Annotated in this window: 12 protein-coding genes and 4 pseudogenes; 6 read left to right on the top strand and 10 right to left on the bottom strand. The window is 71.0% G+C overall.

The features are described from left to right. Window positions 1-9 precede the first annotated feature (9 nt). Together E4N62_RS29025 and E4N62_RS29020 are read right to left on the bottom strand one after the other, a co-directional pair. Window positions 10-983 (bottom strand): annotated as a pseudogene (locus E4N62_RS29025) (phosphotransferase enzyme family protein). Window positions 984-1,063: 80 nt separating this feature from the next. Next, a complete protein-coding gene (locus E4N62_RS29020; RefSeq protein WP_230219392.1) occupies window positions 1,064-1,558 on the bottom strand; it encodes an ATP-binding protein in 495 nt (164 codons plus the stop codon). Between the two features lie 383 nt (window positions 1,559-1,941). Here E4N62_RS29020 and E4N62_RS29015 point away from each other — a divergent pair, with 383 nt between their 5' ends. Continuing rightward, entirely contained in the window at window positions 1,942-2,712 is a 771-nt protein-coding gene (locus E4N62_RS29015) for a transglutaminase domain-containing protein (protein ID WP_230219390.1), read from the top strand. Window positions 2,713-2,787: 75 nt separating this feature from the next. On the opposite strand, the pseudogene E4N62_RS29010 reads toward E4N62_RS29015, so the two are convergent. Next, window positions 2,788-4,357, bottom strand: a pseudogene (locus tag E4N62_RS29010) (ATP-binding protein). 12 nt (window positions 4,358-4,369) lie between these two features. Next, complete coding sequence (locus tag E4N62_RS29005; protein ID WP_184904929.1) at window positions 4,370-5,113, bottom strand: response regulator transcription factor; 744 nt, start codon at window positions 5,111-5,113, stop codon at window positions 4,370-4,372. 292 nt (window positions 5,114-5,405) lie between these two features. Between E4N62_RS29005 and E4N62_RS29000 the strand changes: the two genes are divergently transcribed. Next, window positions 5,406-6,686 carry a glycosyltransferase family 4 protein gene (locus E4N62_RS29000; RefSeq protein WP_230220244.1) on the top strand — a complete coding sequence of 427 codons (1,281 nt, stop codon included), beginning with the start codon at window positions 5,406-5,408 and terminating at the stop codon, window positions 6,684-6,686. Between the two features lie 26 nt (window positions 6,687-6,712). Here E4N62_RS29000 and E4N62_RS28995 read toward each other — a convergent pair whose 3' ends face one another. From E4N62_RS28995 to E4N62_RS28980, 4 genes are all read right to left on the bottom strand, one after another. Continuing rightward, the gene (locus E4N62_RS28995; protein WP_230219388.1) at window positions 6,713-7,330 is read right to left on the bottom strand and encodes an FMN reductase; all 618 of its coding nucleotides are present in this window, start codon (window positions 7,328-7,330) and stop codon (window positions 6,713-6,715) included. Beyond that, a complete protein-coding gene (locus E4N62_RS28990; protein ID WP_230220242.1) occupies window positions 7,327-8,463 on the bottom strand; it encodes an LLM class flavin-dependent oxidoreductase in 1,137 nt (378 codons plus the stop codon). The genes E4N62_RS28995 and E4N62_RS28990 overlap by 4 nt, the downstream gene beginning before the upstream one ends. Window positions 8,464-8,560: 97 nt before the next feature. Further along, window positions 8,561-8,731: a hypothetical protein gene (locus tag E4N62_RS28985; RefSeq protein ID WP_230219385.1), complete on the bottom strand. Its 171-nt coding sequence runs from the start codon at window positions 8,729-8,731 to the stop codon at window positions 8,561-8,563. Beyond that, a complete protein-coding gene (locus E4N62_RS28980; RefSeq protein ID WP_230219383.1) occupies window positions 8,731-9,507 on the bottom strand; it encodes an SDR family NAD(P)-dependent oxidoreductase in 777 nt (258 codons plus the stop codon). The genes E4N62_RS28985 and E4N62_RS28980 overlap by 1 nt, the downstream gene beginning before the upstream one ends. Before the next feature lie 105 nt (window positions 9,508-9,612). On the opposite strand from E4N62_RS28980, the gene E4N62_RS28975 reads away from it, so the two are divergent. Next, window positions 9,613-10,056, top strand: coding sequence for an ester cyclase (locus E4N62_RS28975; protein ID WP_230219381.1), 444 nt, complete (start codon window positions 9,613-9,615; stop codon window positions 10,054-10,056). A 29-nt stretch (window positions 10,057-10,085) separates the two neighbouring features. On the opposite strand, the pseudogene E4N62_RS28970 reads toward E4N62_RS28975, so the two are convergent. Then, window positions 10,086-10,420 (bottom strand): annotated as a pseudogene (locus E4N62_RS28970) (YnfA family protein). Between the two features lie 113 nt (window positions 10,421-10,533). Further along, a complete protein-coding gene (locus E4N62_RS28965) occupies window positions 10,534-11,727 on the bottom strand; it encodes an RtcB family protein (RefSeq protein WP_230219379.1) in 1,194 nt (397 codons plus the stop codon). A gap of 204 nt (window positions 11,728-11,931) precedes the next feature. Between E4N62_RS28965 and E4N62_RS28960 the strand changes: the two are divergent. From E4N62_RS28960 to E4N62_RS28950, 3 genes and pseudogenes are all read left to right on the top strand, one after another. Next, window positions 11,932-12,863, top strand: a pseudogene (locus E4N62_RS28960) (DUF3558 domain-containing protein). Window positions 12,864-12,996: 133 nt separating this feature from the next. After that, window positions 12,997-13,986 carry a hypothetical protein gene (locus tag E4N62_RS28955; protein WP_268269898.1) on the top strand — a complete coding sequence of 330 codons (990 nt, stop codon included), beginning with the start codon at window positions 12,997-12,999 and terminating at the stop codon, window positions 13,984-13,986. A gap of 133 nt (window positions 13,987-14,119) precedes the next feature. Further along, window positions 14,120-15,535 (top strand): DUF2637 domain-containing protein, encoded by a 1,416-nt coding sequence (locus E4N62_RS28950; protein WP_230219376.1) that lies wholly within the window; start codon window positions 14,120-14,122, stop codon window positions 15,533-15,535. Window positions 15,536-15,580 lie beyond the last annotated feature (45 nt).

The raw sequence follows: 15,580 nt of genomic DNA, 5'->3' as shown, positions 1-15,580 counted from the left end.
GAGGGCCGGTCACCACTCGGGGGCGAGGGCGGTCACCAGCCGGTCGACGGCCGCGGGATCCGGCAGCCTGCCCTTGGCCAGCAGCTCCACGATCTGCCCGTCCGCGAACTCCCGCTGTGCCGCGGTGGCTTCCGGATCGATCGCGCACCCGGCCTGCACCCGCACATAGTTCAGCTCGGTCGCGAAGAGCATGGAGAACGACTCCACGCCCTCGATACGCCCGGGCCCTCCGGCCGCCACGTAGCCGCGCACCAGCCGCCGGGCGGACGCGGCGCGGAAGTCGTTCCCGCCGGCCCACACATGGACGGCCCGGGCGAGTTCCCGCTCCGCCGAGAGTCCCAGTCGAGGAGGGCGGGTCCGGTCGGCCCCACCAGCACGTTCTGCGGCCGCATGTCGAGATGCGAGGTCACGGTGTCGCCGACCCCGGACGGGGTGACGTACGCCGCCAACTCCACCGCCCGAGTGGCCGCGAACCGCTCCAGCGCCGCCGCCCACGGCACCCCGGCCCGCCGTACCGCCTCGCACACCCGAGCCCACTCCGCCGGCCCGGGACACCGCTCGTACCAGTCGTTCGGCGTCTCCCCGGTCCCCTCCCCGGCCCGGTGCAGTAGCGCGAGGGTCCGCCCGCACCAGGCGAGCAGCTCCCGGTCACGGGGGTCCGCCTCGCTCCCGTCCACCCAGCCGTACACCTTCACATACGCCCCGCCCATCGACTCCGGGAGCCGTGACACATACGCCCCGTGCCGGTCCGCGAGGAAGCGTGGCGCCGAGATCCCCAGCCCCTCCGCCGCGTTCCGCAGCCCGGCCTCCCGGGCGACCTGCTCCTCGTCACACCCGAACAGCAACTCCTTGACCGCCCACACCCCGTCGCCCCCGGACAACCGCCAGATCTGCCCCAGGGCCCCGCGGGCGACGGGCACCATCTCCCAGGCCCCGCCTCCCAGTCCGTACTCATCCGCTATGAACCCGGCCCTGCTCCGCATGCGGCCACCCTTCGTTCGCCCCCCGGCATGTAATACGCGAACGGGACCGGTCACAAACGGATGTGGGCCCGCGCGGGCCCTCACCTGGTCAGGGACGCGCTCGGTGCCGCCAGGTCGAACCAGACCGCCTTGCCGTCGGGGTGGACGAGGTTGCCGCCGTCCGGGAGGCCGGCGGCGGTGCCCCAGTGTCCTTCGGTGAGGGCGTCCACGAGGTAGAGCCCGCGTCCGCCCTCCTCCCAGCGGCCCGGCGTCAACTCCCGCATGACCGGCGGACTCTCGTCCCCGTCGAAGACGATCACGCGCACGCGACAGGTCTCCACCGACAGCCAGAGAACCGATCCTCCGCCCTTGGCGTGCACACAGGCGTTCGTGACCAGCTCGGACGTGCACAGGGCGGCCGCGTCGACGAGGGTGTCGAGGCCGAGGGCGCGCAGGACGGTGGCGACGAAGTCGCGGGCGATGAGCGGGGAGGTGTCGAGGGACGGACAGAACAGGGTGTACGTCGTCGCCGCGGGCGAGAGCCAGGGGGTGGCACTGGGGAACGGGGCGCGGAGACTACGGGCGGTTTCGGTCACGGGTGATCAACTCCATTGCGACGAGAAGGAACTGCTCGCCTCCCTACCGCGTCTGTGGATCCTCCTCGGGTGTCGACGGCCCGGGGTGCGCTGACGACTGGCGGCACAGTAAGTAGCCATGCGGGACAGATGAGTAATCTTTCGAGCACTCTCCGTGAGCGCAGGAATGACCGTAGTCGGCCCGTTCACACCGCCGCAATGGGGTCGGTGGAAGTACTACGAAAGCGCGTCACCCTGGGCCATGGAACCCCGGCCCGACCCTCACCCTGAGTGGTTCGCGAGCCGGTCGGAGGGTCGTGTGATGATGGCGGGAGGGTGCCCGCAGGGGGTGGGCGGCGCTCCGCCGGGAGCGCGGACACAACGGGTACGGGGACGGAACTGTCATGACCAGTCGGTTGCTCATGTCGTACAACGCCCAGGTCAAACGGGCCGCGGTGACGGTGCGGGAGCCCACGGGCGTGCTCGGCTCCACCCGGGCCACGCAGATCCTGGACCATGACGACCCGCTGGTCGGGGCGGTCGCGCGCCGGGTGCTGAACGAGGCCACACCGCGTGACGCGCTGCGGACCGCGCACCGGATCATCGCCCGGGACGTACGGCCCGTGTACTCGGTGGAGGACCGCCGGCGGGTGTCGCGGACGCTGCGGCTGCGGCGCGGCTCGTGCAGTCAGCGGATGGCGGCGCTGGAGGCGGTCGCGCGGGCGGTCCGGGTGCGGACGCGGGTGCGCGGGCTGCTGGTGGACGGGGCTTTCTGGTATCCGCGGTTCCCTCGGCTGAAGCCGTTCGTGCCGGAGCAGGTCCTGCTGGCCTGGCCGGAGTTCAGGATCAGCGGCGCCTGGGTCCCCATCGGCGAACTCTTCGACTCCCCCGCCCCCGGCGGCGACGGCGAGGGCTTCGCCAACGAGGGCGGCGAGACCCTCTTCGACGCGGTGGCCCGTACGGGGGTCCGCTGGGACGCCTGCGGCACCGAGGCAGGCACCGGATCCGGCCCCGCCTGCGATCTCTCCGCCCGGGTCGTCGCCGACCTCGGCCACTTCGACGACCGCGACGAACTCTTCGCCCGCCACGGCCAGACCCTGTGCTGGACGGCCCGCACCCTGAGCGAACCGGTCCTCGGCCGCTGGAGCGCGGGAGCGACCCGCCCGACTCCCTGAACCACCCACTCCACCCCGGCCCGGTCCGCCCTCGCCCCGCCCACCTCGTCGCCCCTCGCACCCTGGCACGTACCGTCACCCGGCGCCGCCGACGCTCCCTCCGCCGTCGGCGACCCGTACCGTGAAGCCGGTCACCAGGCCCCCGCCCTCGCGGCGGAAGGCGAACGGGGCGCCCTCGTGGGCGGAGGAGACCGCTCGGACGATCGAGAGGCCGAGGCCCGAACCGGGCAGGCTGCGGGCGTCGGGGGCCCGATAGAAGCGGTCGAAGATGCGTTCGAGGTCGCAGTCGGGGACGCCGGGGCCCCGGTCGAGGACCTCGACGCGGACCACGTCCGAGTCGTGGCCGGGCCCACCCGGACCGGCGAGCCCGCCCAGGTCGCCGCGGTCCCCAGCTCACCCCGTCCGCCCAGCTCACCCAGTCCGCCCAGCTCACCGAGGGCCCCGCAGACCCCCGGGCGACCACGACCTCGATCGCCCCCGAGCCTCCGCGGTCGAACTTGGCCGCGTTCTCCACCAGGTTGGAGATGGCCCGCTGCAGCGCCCCGGCCCTCCCCTCGACGGTCGTGTCCCCGGCCACCCGGACGACGATCTCGCGCCCGGTGCGCCGCCGCGCGGTCCCGGCGACCTCCTCCGCGAGGTCGGCCAACTGCACCCGCTGCACCGGCTCGGTGCTCGACTGCCCGGCCGCGAGGTCGACCAACTCGTTGACCAGGTCCGTCAGTTCCAGGGCCTCCTGGGAGAGGTCGTCGACGAGTTCCTCCCGTACCCGCGGCGGCAGCTCGTCGATGCGCCGGAGCAGGGAGATGTTGGTACGCAGGGACGTGAGGGGCGTGCGCAGTTCGTGTCCCGCGTCCTGGACCAGGCGCCGCTGGTCCTCCTCCGACTGCGCGAGCCGAACCAGCATGCGGTCGAAGGAGCGGCCCAGCCGCCCCACCTCGTCCCGGCCCGCGACCGGCACCTGGATGCCGAGGTGCCCGGTCCGGGCCACGTCCTCCGCCGCCCCCGCCAGCTGCACCAGCCGCCGGGTCTGCCGCCGCGCCAGCCACCACCCGAACAACCCGGCCGAGATGACGACACCGGAGACGAACAACAGGGTCCGCTGCTGCAGCTCCCGCAGCAGGTCCTCCGTGTCGCTGAACTCCTGCGCGACCTGCACCGCGCCCCGGCCGCCGCCGAGCGCGACGGTCACCACCCGGTAGCGGTCGTTGCCGACCTCGACCTCGCCGTGCTCGACCGTCACCCCCGCCAGGACCGCGTCGGCCGTACGACGGTCGGCGTCACGGACGGGCAGGCCGGGGGCGCCCTTGTCGAGGATCTCCCCGTGCGGGCCGAGCACCTGGACGTCCGTACGGCCGGAGCGGATCAGGTCGTCGCGCGGACCGCCGGTGTCGCCCGACGCGAAGTCCTCCGGCGTCAGCGGGTCCTGCTCCACCAACTCCCGCAGATCACGCACGACCTCGGCGAACACGGTCTGCTCGTCGACCCGCACCAGCCGCGCCGCCGCGCTGTAGCTGAGGATCCCGACGAGGACGGTGACGACACACGCCACCGCCACGAACGACACGGTGAACGTGGCCCGCAGCGAGGGGACCGGACGCAGCCGGGAGAGCAGCCGGGACACCCGGACGCCACGGAGCGGCGGCATCGCGCGCCGCCCTCAGTCTTCCCGCAGCGCGTACCCCACACCGCGCACGGTGTGGATCAGCGCCGGTGCCCCGGGCTCGTCGAGCTTGCGGCGCAGATAACCGACGTAGACGGCGAGGTTCTTTGAGCCGGGACCGAAGTCGTAGCCCCAGATCCGGTCGTAGATGGTCGCGTGGTCGAGGACGATGCCGGCGTTGCGGACCAGCAGTTCGAGCAGGTCGAACTCGGTCCGGGTCAGCTCCAGTTCCCGCGCCCCGCGCCACGCCCGCCGCGCCTGCACGTCCATGCGCAGCCCGGCGGCCGTGAGGAGCCCGCCGGAGTCCGGGGCCGCAGCATGGGTCTGGGCTGCGGCCGCCGACGACGGGGCCGGAGCCGCGAACCCGTCCGAACCGCCCGTCCGCCGCAGCAGCGCCCGCAACCGCGCGAACACCTCTTCGACGTCGAACGGTTTGACGACGTAGTCGTCCGCTCCTGCGTCGAGGCCGGCGATCCGGTCGGCGGTCTCCACGAGCGCGGTGAGCATCAGGATCGGCGTCCTGTCACCCTCCGCGCGCAGCACCCGGCAGACCTGGAGGCCGTCTATGCCGGGCATCATCACATCGAGCACGAGCACGTCGGGCCGGTTGCGGTGCGCCTGGGCGAGCGCCTCGACGCCGTCGGCGACCGCCGTGACCTCGTACCCCTCCAGGGTCAGCGCGCGTTCCAGGGCATGGCGGATGGCGCGGTCGTCCTCGGCGAGCAGCACGTTCTGGGGCACCCCACCAGTCTGCCAAGGTCACGGGCGCCCACCACCTCGTCCAGAGCACCGGACCGCCCTTCTTACCGGCCTCTCACCCCGACCGCGCGTCCGCCTTACTCCTCAGGCGCAGCGTGTCCGTGTGACACCCCGCCGCACGGGAACCCGGGCAGAGCGAGCAGATGGAGTACAAAGAGTCCGAACCAACCAAACCATCACCACCAACCACAACATCGGACAACGACACCACATCCGCACAACTGCATCACCGCACCGCTCACGCCGTCGGGAAGGTAGGGCCTTGAGCCGCCGCATGAAGATCGTGTTCCTGCTGCACAACGCGTACGCCATCGGCGGCACCGTCCGTACGACGCTGAACCTGGCGTCGGCGCTCGCGGACCACCACGACGTGGAGATCGCCTCGATGGCCCGCCACCTGGAGGAGCCCCGCTTCGAGGTCGATCCGCGGGTCACGCTCGTCCCCCTGGTGGACATCCGCCCCTACAGCCCCGACCTGCGCGATCCGGCCCAGGCGCAGCCCGCGACGGACTTCCCGGCCGAGGACAAGCGGCACCGCCAGTACAGCCGCCTCACCGACCTCCGGGTCCGCGCGTACCTGGCCCGCTGCGACGCGGACGTCGTCATCGGCACCCGTCCCGGCATCAACGTCTACGTCTCCCGCTTCGCGCGCCGCCGCGCCCTGCGCATCGCCCAGGAACACCTGCGCCACGACGCCCACTCCAAGCAGCTCCGCAAGGTCCTCGCCCGCCACTACCGCACCCTGGACGCGGTCGTCACGACCACGCGGGCGGACGCGGCGGTGTACCGCGCCCGGATGAAACTGCCCGGCGTACGGGTGATGTCGGTGCCCAACATCGTCCCGGAGGCCCAGGTCGCCCCGTCGGACGTCACGGCCCCCGTCATCGCGGCCGCCGGCCGCCTCGCCCGCGGCAAACGCTTCGACCTGCTGCTGGAGGCGTTCGCGAGGGTCGCCGCGAAGGAACCGGACTGGCAGCTGCGCATCTACGGCGGCGGCAAGCAGCAGGAGCGGCTGGAGACCCTCGTCCAGGAGCTCCGTCTCACCGACCGGGCCCATCTGATGGGCCCGCACACCCCCATCGAGGAGGAGTTCGCGCGGGCCTCCATCGTGGTCAGCGCCTCCGACGCGGAGTCCTTCGGCATGACCCTCGTCGAGGCGATGCGCTGCGGGGTCCCGGTCGTCAGCACCGACTGCCCGCTGGGCCCCGCCGAGATCATCACCGACGGCGTCGACGGCCGCCTCGTCCCGGTCGACGACCCGCACGCCCTGGCCGAAGCCATCCTCGACCTCACCGCGGACCCGTCCCTCCGCCGCGCCATGGGCCGAGCGGCCCTGGCGAGCGCCCACCGCTACGACCCGGCCCCGATCGTCACCAAGTACGAGTACCTGTTCGCAGAACTGCGCGAAACGAGGCCCCAGCGCACCTGGAAACGGGGCTCGACGAGGGCCAAGAGCTGGCTGCGGCAGAGGGTGCGCTCGTGGAAGAGGGCCACACCCGCGCCCCTCAGGGGCGCGGGGAACTGCGCGACCAACCACAAACAGCGCGCGGCCTGACTCCGACCGCACCCCAACGGCGCATCTCAGCCCCGAAGCGCCGCCAACTGCTCCTCAAAGGGAACAACAACGAACCCCTCGGTCTCGGCGGGGCCGGTCCCGCGCCCGACCGGCGGAGCCCCCCGCCGGGACAGCCCGGCCATCAACCCGGCCAACTCGGACGCCGCCCGCTCGATCCGCCCGGCCAACCCCTCCGCACCCCAGTCCTCGGACGCGGCGTACACCCCCGTGGGCACCACGACGGCCCGCAGGTACGCGAACAGCGGCCGCAACGCGTGCTCCAGCACCAGCGAATGCCGGGCCGACCCTCCGGTCGCGGCGATCAGCACCGGCTTCCCGGCCAACGCGTCCCGGTCCAGCACGTCGAAGAAGGACTTGAACAGCCCGCTGTAGGAGGCGGAGAACACCGGCGTGACGACCACGAGCCCGTCGGCCCCCGCCGCCGCGTCCGACGCGGCGGCGAGCTTCCGGCCGGGGAACCCGTTGGTGAAGTTGTGGGCGATCTCGACCGCGAGATCCCGCAGTTCGACGACCTGGACCTCGACGGACGCGTCCTGCCCGACCACGGCGGCGGCGAGCCGGTCGCCCAACAGCCGCGTGGACGAGGGCACACTCAGCCCCGCCGAGACGACGACGAGCTTCACGACACACTCTCCTTCTTCTCCGCGTCCTTGTTCTCCGCGTCCCGCTGGTCGGCGTCCCGCTTCCCCGCCGCGGCCAGCAACGACCCGTGGGTCGGCGCGTCCGGCACGTCCGCCGGCCGCCCCTTCGCGAACTCCTCCCGCAGCACCGGCACGACCTCCTCGCCGAGCATGTCGAGCTGCTCCAGGACGGTCTTCAGGGGCAGCCCCGCGTGGTCGATCAGGAACAGCTGCCGCTGGTAGTCACCGGCGTACTCGCGGAACGCCAGCGTCTTCTCGATCACCTGCTGCGGCGAGCCGACGGTGAGCGGCGTCTGGTCGGCGAAGTCCTCCAGGGAGGGCCCGTTGCCGTAGACCGGCGCGACGTCGAAGTACGGCCGGAACTCCCGTACCGCGTCCTGCGAGTTCTTCCGCATGAAGATGTGCCCGCCGAGACCGACGATCGCCTGCTCGGGCGTGCCGTGCCCGTAGTGGGCGTACCGCTGCCGGTACAGCTCGACCATCCGCTTGGTGTGGTCGGCCGGCCAGAAGATGTTGTTGTGGAAGAAGCCGTCGCCGTAGTACGCGGCCTGCTCGGCGATCTCGGGCGAGCGGATGGAGCCGTGCCAGACGAACGGCGGTACGTCATCCAGCGGGCGGGGCGTGGAGGTGAAGCCCTGCAGCGGCGTGCGGAACTTGCCCTCCCAGGTGACGACGTCCTCGCGCCACAGCCGGCGCAGCAGCGCGTAGTTCTCGACGGCGAGGTTGATGCCCTGCCGGATGTCCTGCCCGAACCACGGGTAGACCGGGCCGGTGTTGCCGCGCCCCATCATCAGGTCCACGCGCCCGTCGGCCAGGTGCTGGAGCATCGCGAAGTCCTCGGCGATCTTCACCGGGTCGTTGGTGGTGATGAGGGTGGTGGAGGTGGAGAGGATCAGCTTCTCGGTGCGCGCGGCGACATAGCCGAGCATCGTGGTCGGCGAGGACGGCACGAACGGCGGGTTGTGGTGCTCACCGGTGGCGAAGACGTCGAGGCCGACCTCCTCCGCCTTCAGCGCGATCTCGACCATCGCCTTGATGCGCTCGCGCTCGGTCGGCGTCCGGCCCGTGGTGGGGTCCGGCGTCACATCACCGACGCTGAAGATCCCGAACTGCATCATGGCTGCCACCCTCCAGGTTGTTTACGATTCAACTATACCTGTGAACGTGGGCCCGCTCTCCTCTATTCCTGCGCTGTCGGCGGCGGTCCTGTCGCTACTTCGCGTGCAGGACCGCGTAGATCATCACGAAGGCGACGATGTGGATGCCGAAGAGGAAGTACCCGAGGTACCACCACACGTACCGCTCGTTCTTCTTCTCCTCTGCGAGCCGGCGCTTCTCGGGCGTCAGGTCGCCGTCGGGAGTCGGGGCACCCTCGATCGTCATCACAGCTCCCGGTGGACCTTGGTGTTGGAGGCCTGCGCGCGCGGGCGCAGGACGAGCAGGTCGACGTTGACATGGCTGGGCCGGGTGACCGCCCAGGTGATCGTGTCGGCGACGTCGTCGGCGGTCAGGGGCTCGGCGACGCCCTCGTAGACGCGCGCCGCCTTCGCCTCGTCGCCGCCGAAGCGGGTCAGCGCGAACTCGTCCGTCTTGACCATTCCGGGCGCGACCTCGATCACCCGCACCGGAGTCCCCACGATCTCCAGCCGCAGCGTCTCCGCGAGGACGTGCGCGCCGTGCTTGGCGGCGACATAGCCCGCGCCGCCCTCGTACGTCCCGTGCCCGGCCGTCGACGACACCACGACCACCGTGCCGTCACCGCTCGCGGTGAGCGCGGGCAGCAGGGCCTGGGTGACATGGAGCGTGCCGATGACGTTCGTCTCGTACATCGTGCGCCAGTCGGCCGGATCGCCGGTGGCCACCGGGTCGGCGCCGAGCGCGCCACCCGCGTTGTTGACCAGCACGCCGATCGTCCTGAACGCGGTCGCGAACTCGTCCACCGCCGCGCGGTCGGTGACGTCCAGGGCGTACGCGGTGGCCTGCCCGCCGCCCTGGTTGATCTCCTCGGCCAGCGCCTCGATGCGGTCCTTGCGCCGCGCGGTGAGCACGACCCGGTAGCCGGCCGCCGCGAGCTGCCGGGCCGTGGCGGCGCCGATCCCGCTGCTCGCCCCGGTGACGACGGCGATGCGGGAGGCGGCGGACGGTACGGCGGTGGCCATGAGCTGCTCCTGGGGCGGTACGAATCGAACGTCGGTCTCTGCCCGGCCAGGATAGGCAGGTGGTGCGACAATGAGAGAGGTGATCCCCGGTACAGGAGGTGGATCATGGGACAGGCGCGCGAGCTGATGGACCAGCTCACCGAGGCGCTCACCACACACCAGGACCCCAAGACCATCGGGAACCTCTTCGCGGAGGACGCGGTCGCCCACACGCCCGACGGTGGAGAACTTCACGGCCGGGACGCCATCGCCGAGTACTGGCGGCAGATGACCGACGCCGTGCCCGAGGCGAGGTTCGAGTCGCTCTCCTCCTTCGAGGTCGGCGACACCGCCATCGACGAGGGCATCTACAGCGGCACCAACACCGGCCCGCTGGCGTTCCCCGACGGTACGTCCATCCCCGCCACCCACAGGAACATCAGGATCCGCGGCGTGGACTTCGCCACCGTCCGGGACGGCCGGATCACCAGCTACCGGCTCTACTTCGACCAGCTGGAATTCATGAACCAACTCGGCCTGCTACCGGAGGAATTGGCACAGCCGTCGTAGGCGACAGCCGTCCTGAGCGACAGCCGCCGTCACCCCCCGCGCGGCGCGTACATGATCACGGCCATGCCCGCGAGGCAGATCAGCGCGCCCGTCACGTCCCAGCGGTCGGGCCGGTAGCCGTCCGCGACCATCCCCCAGGCGATCGACCCGGCGACGAAGATCCCCCCGTACGCGGCGAGGATCCGCCCGAAGTGCGCGTCCGGCTGGAACGTCGCCACGAACCCGTACGCCCCCAGCGCCACGACCCCGGCCCCGACCCACACCCACCCCGGTGCTCCCGCACCCCTTGCCACACCAGCCAGGCCCCACCGATCTCGAACAACGCGGCAAGCACGAACAGCACGACAGACCGAACAATGCCCATGCGGCCAGCGTCGCACGGCGCGTGCGCCACCCCGCGCGACAAAGGCGCTCAGCGGATCCGGACCACCGCCGCGCCCCCGCCCCCGCGCTCCTCCGACGCGCTCCGGGTCAGCGTCAGCCCTTCACGCAGACGACCTGCTTCAGCTTCGCCACCACCCGCACCAGATCCCGCTGCTGGTCGATGACCTGCTCGATCGGCTTGTAGGCGCCCGGGATCTCGTCGACGACACCGGAGTCCTTGCGGCACTCCACGCCCCGCGTCTGCTCCTCCAGGTCCTTCGTCGAGAAGCGCCGCTTCGCCGCCATCCGGCTCATCCGCCGACCGGCGCCGTGCGAGGCAGAGTTGAACGCCTTCTCGTTGCCGAGGCCCTTCACGATGTACGAACCGGTGCCCATCGAGCCCGGGATGATCCCGTACTCGCCGGAGCCCGCGCGGATCGCGCCCTTACGGGTCACCAGGAGGTCCATGCCGTCATAGCGCTCCTCGGCCACGTAGTTGTGGTGGGCGCTGATCTCGGGCTCGAAGGTCGGCCTCGCCTTCTTGAACTCCTTGCGGACGACGTCCTTGAGGAGCGCCATCATGATGGAGCGGTTGTATTTCGCGTACTCCTGCGCCCAGAACAGGTCGTTGCGGTACGCCGCCATCTGCGGGGTGTCGGCGACGAAGACGGCGAGGTCGCGGTCGACCAGGCCCTGGTTGTGCGGAAGCTTCTGGGCGATGCCGATGTGATGCTCCGCCAGCTCCTTGCCGATGTTCCGGGAGCCGGAGTGCAGCATCAGCCAGACAAAACCAGTCGAATCCGTGCAAACTTCGACAAAGTGGTTGCCCCCGCCCAACGTTCCCATCTGCTTTTCCGCACGGTCATGACGGAACTTGACCGCTTCCGCCACCCCGTCGAACCGCCCCCAGAACCCGTCCCACCCGCCGGCGGCGAAGCCGTGCAGGGTGGCCGGATCGACGGGGTCGTCGTGCATCCCCCGACCCACCGGGATCGCCTGCTCGATCCTGGAGCGCAGGCGGGACAGGTCACCGGGAAGGTCGTTCGCCGTCAGCGACGTCTTCACCGCCGACATCCCGCAGCCGATGTCGACCCCCACCGCCGCCGGACACACGGCCCCCCGCATGGCGATGACGGACCCGACCGTCGCGCCCTTGCCGTAGTGCACGTCCGGCATGACGGCGAGGCCCTTGATCCAGGGGAGCGTGGCGACGTTCCGCAGCTGCTGGAGCGCCCCCTCCTCCACCGACGCGGGGTCGGTCCACATACGGATGGACACCTTCGCACCCGGTATCTCGACATGCGACATTTCGTCCTCATTCCCCCGGAAAACCATTCAAGTTCACAGAACGCAAAACCGTCGCCAAGGTCTACGAAAGGGATGCCGGACCGGCGTTCACAGCAGTGCGTGCGATACACATGGTGCCCGGGGGTCACCCCCGGGCGGCAAGTGAATAACCACAGGCAGAACAGCGCAGGCGTCCCGAGGGACCCCGTCGAGAGGAGCCCCACCGTGCAGCGGAAGGCGTACGTACCCGGCGTCGCCGTGCTCCTCGCGGCAGTGCTGGCCGCGTGCACGGGATCGAGCGACGACGCCTCCCCCGACGATCCCCGCCCGGGCGAGGCCACCACCTCGGCCACCGTGGCCCAGCCCGGCCGTTACGACACGCTCCCGGAACCCTGCGGCTCGGTCGGCCAGGACACCCTCGACACCCTCCTGCCCGGCATCGGGCAACTCCCCGGCGCCGCCCAGCGCGAGCAGGCGTACGAGGGCGAGGCGACCCAGACGTACGACACGGGCCGCAAGGCCGGCTGCCGCTGGAAGGTGGAGTCAGCGGGCGCCACCCACTATCTCTTCGTCGACTTCGAGCGGATCGGGTCGTACCAGAACGCGGTCAGCGACGACAGCAAGGCGCAGGAGGTGTACGGCGGGAAGGTCGAGGCCGCCGACCTGCCGGAGCCGACCCCCACCGTCTCGGCCGGGGACGACGACGGGAACGACGAAGAGACGGACGAGCCGGCGGGGACGTCGGGGACGGAGACGACGGGGGGCGGCACCGAGGACGCGTCGGCGAACCCCTCGGCCTCCGCATCCCGCTCGGCGTCCCCTTCCCCCGACTCCTCGAACACATCGAACACTGCCGGTTCATCCGGTTCGTCGGGTTCATCCGGAACCACCGGATCCACCATCCCTCCGCCTCCGGGACCCCCGCCTCCCTCCAGCCGCGCACACTGGACGGTCTCGGCGACGAGGCCTTCCTCGACGACACGCTCGGCACGAGTGGACAGCGCACGGTGACTGTGGTGTTCCGCACGTCGAACGTGATCGTGACGGTGGAGTACGAGGAGCAGCCTGCGACCACGACGGCGGTGCCGGACAGCGAGGAAATGCAGGACAGGGCCCGGAATCTGGCGGAACGGCTGGCGGAGGCGTTCGACGACTGAGCGGCGTTCGGGGGTGGTTCGGGCCCACACGTGAACCACCCGAACCAGAACCGCACTTCTTCTTCACCGCGTACGGTGGCCTCTCGGAGAACCAATCCGAAGGTGTCCGAATGTGTCCGAATGTGAAGGAACCATGCAACGAGCCGCAGAGTCAGATCAGCATCAGTCGCCGCGCGTCGCGCCTTCGGTGCGGGTGACGCGAGTCGGACGGCGTGGGCGTCCGGGCCGGGCCCGGATCCTCGCGGGCGCGGCGGTCGTGCCGGTGATGCTGCTGGCGGTCGGCTGCTCGTCGGACTCCGGCTCCGACGGCGCCTCCGGTGACGAGACGCCGGCGGGCGCGAAGCAGTCGGTGGAGGAGAGCGCCACACCGGAGGTCGTCGCGGCGAAGTACGCGACACTGCCGGACGCGTGCGAGGTGTTCCCCGCCAAGACGCTGAAGTCGCTGGTGCCGCAGGGCGTGAAGTCCGGCAAGGCGATCAACAAGGCCGAGGCGAACGTGAGCGGCGACTGCCGCTGGACCAGCCTCGACAACAACGGCGTGGACGGCTCCCAGTACCGCTGGCTGAGCGTCTCCCTGCACCTGCTGGCCTCGGACGCGGCGAACGGTCCGGGCGAGGACCGCGCGGCCAAGGCGATGGAGTCGAAGGTGGCCGCGGCGAAGGCCGTGGACGGGGCGAAGAACGTCAAGACGGAGCCGGCGACGGGCCTGGGCGACCAGGCGACGGTGGTCAAGTACGACCTGAAGAAGGACGGCGACACCTTCAAGCAGCAGACGGTCGTGGTGCGCACGGAGAACGTGGTCATCACGCTCGACTACAACGGCGCCGGTCTGGCCGGCGAGAAGACACCGGACGCGGCCGCGCTGCTGAAGTCCGCGAAGTCCGCCGTCGAGGACGTCGTGGAGGCGGTCGAGGACGCGAACGACGGTTCGGACGCCTCGTCGTCGCCGTCGCCGTCGCCGTCGCCGTCGAAGAGTGCTTCCAAGGCACCGTCGGGCGAGGCGACGAAGGCATCGTCGTCGGGCGGTTCCGGAGCGGACATCAGTTCGGACGCGGACGGTGGCTCGGATTCCGATTCGGACTCGGGTTCGTCCACCTCCGGCAGCCGGAAGAGCACGTCGTAGCCGCCGTTCACCTGGTGGTTCGTCGGAGCCCGGTCCCCTCGGGGGCCGGGCTCGTTGCCATCCGGCAACCCGTTTGCCGTACACATGTGCCACTCTGTTGCGCGCAACAACACGCAAGGGGAGGGGAGTACGGGTGGCCGCGCCAATGCAGCTGACTCGAATGCACCGCGTTCTCATCGGCGTGGTCGTGTTCGGCGCCGTCATCATCGCCGGGATCGGCTTCGCGGGTTCGTACGCGGCGGTCCGGGAACTGGCGGTCCAGAAGGGCTTCGGGAACTTCTCCTACGTCTTCCCGATCGGTATCGACGCGGGCATCTGTGTCCTGCTCGCCCTGGACCTCCTGCTGACCTGGATCCGCATCCCCTTCCCGCTGCTGCGCCAGACGGCGTGGCTGCTGACGGCGGCGACGATCGCGTTCAACGGGGCGGCGGCCTGGCCGGACCCGTTGGGCGTCGGTATGCACTCGGTGATCCCGATCCTGTTCGTCGTCGCGGTCGAGGCGGCCCGGCACGCGGTCGGCCGGATCGCCGACATCACCGCCGACAAGCACATGGAGGGCGTCCGCCTCACCCGCTGGCTGCTCTCCCCGGGCCCCACCTTCCTGCTCTGGCGCCGCATGAAGCTGTGGGAGCTCCGCTCCTACGACCAGGTCATCAAGCTGGAGCAGGAACGTCTCGTCTACCAGGCCCGCCTGCGCTCCCGCTACGGCCGCGCCTGGCGCCGCAAGGCCCCGGTCGAATCCCTGATGCCACTGCGCCTGGCCCGCTACGGCGTCCCCCTGGCGGAAACGGCCCCGGCGGGCCTGGCCGCGGCAGGCATAGAACCAGCGGTCCTGCCGCCGGCGGAGCAGGTCGAGGTCGACCTAGCTGCGGGCAATCGTGCCGCTGGGGCGGCACGGGTGGGCGCAGTGGCACCTCCCAGCGAGCAGCGCCCCCAGCTGGAGAGCACCCCCACCCAGCGTCGGCCGGAAAAAACCGGACAGCAGGAGCAGGGCTACGCCGAGCAGCCCCCGGTCGACGAAAGCCCCTGGCTCCACGCCCGCCACCCCATGGAGGTCCCGTACCAGGGCGGCTACGACCCGTCGTACGAGCCGGAGGAACAGTACGGGGAGTGGTACGAGGAGCAGGAGCAGGACCCGCAGCAGTACGAGCAGTACGCGCAGGACGAGCAGTACCGCCGCTTCCAGCCGGACCCCCGGGACCCCCGCTTCCAGCAGCAGCAGTTCGAGGCACCGGAACTCCAGGGACCCGACATCCCGTCCCCCGGCCCCTCTCCGGAGGAGACCGGCAGCTTCCCCGTCCCGTCCGGCCCGAACCGCACCCGCGAACTGGGCGAGGGCGGCGGCGCCCCGGAGCCGACGGAGGAGGACTACTACCAGGTCTTCCGCGAGAACACCAAGGGCGGCAACGGCGCCCCCACCCCGCGCGCCCTCATGTCCGACATCGAGGCGACGTACGGCGTCACGCTCGAAGAGGCCGAGGCCAAGCGCATGGTGAACCGCTTCTCCAACCGCCTCAACGCGGAACTGACCGACGAGCACATCGCATGACCGGCGCACGCTGACGCGCACACACGAGGGAGGGGCGCCCGGTGA

It is taken from the genome of Streptomyces sp. MNU76, from assembly GCF_020982545.1.
Lineage (GTDB): Bacteria > Actinomycetota > Actinomycetes > Streptomycetales > Streptomycetaceae > Streptomyces.
Note: the sequence above shows the minus strand (reverse complement) of the source record. Positions and strands in the feature narration are given on the sequence as shown.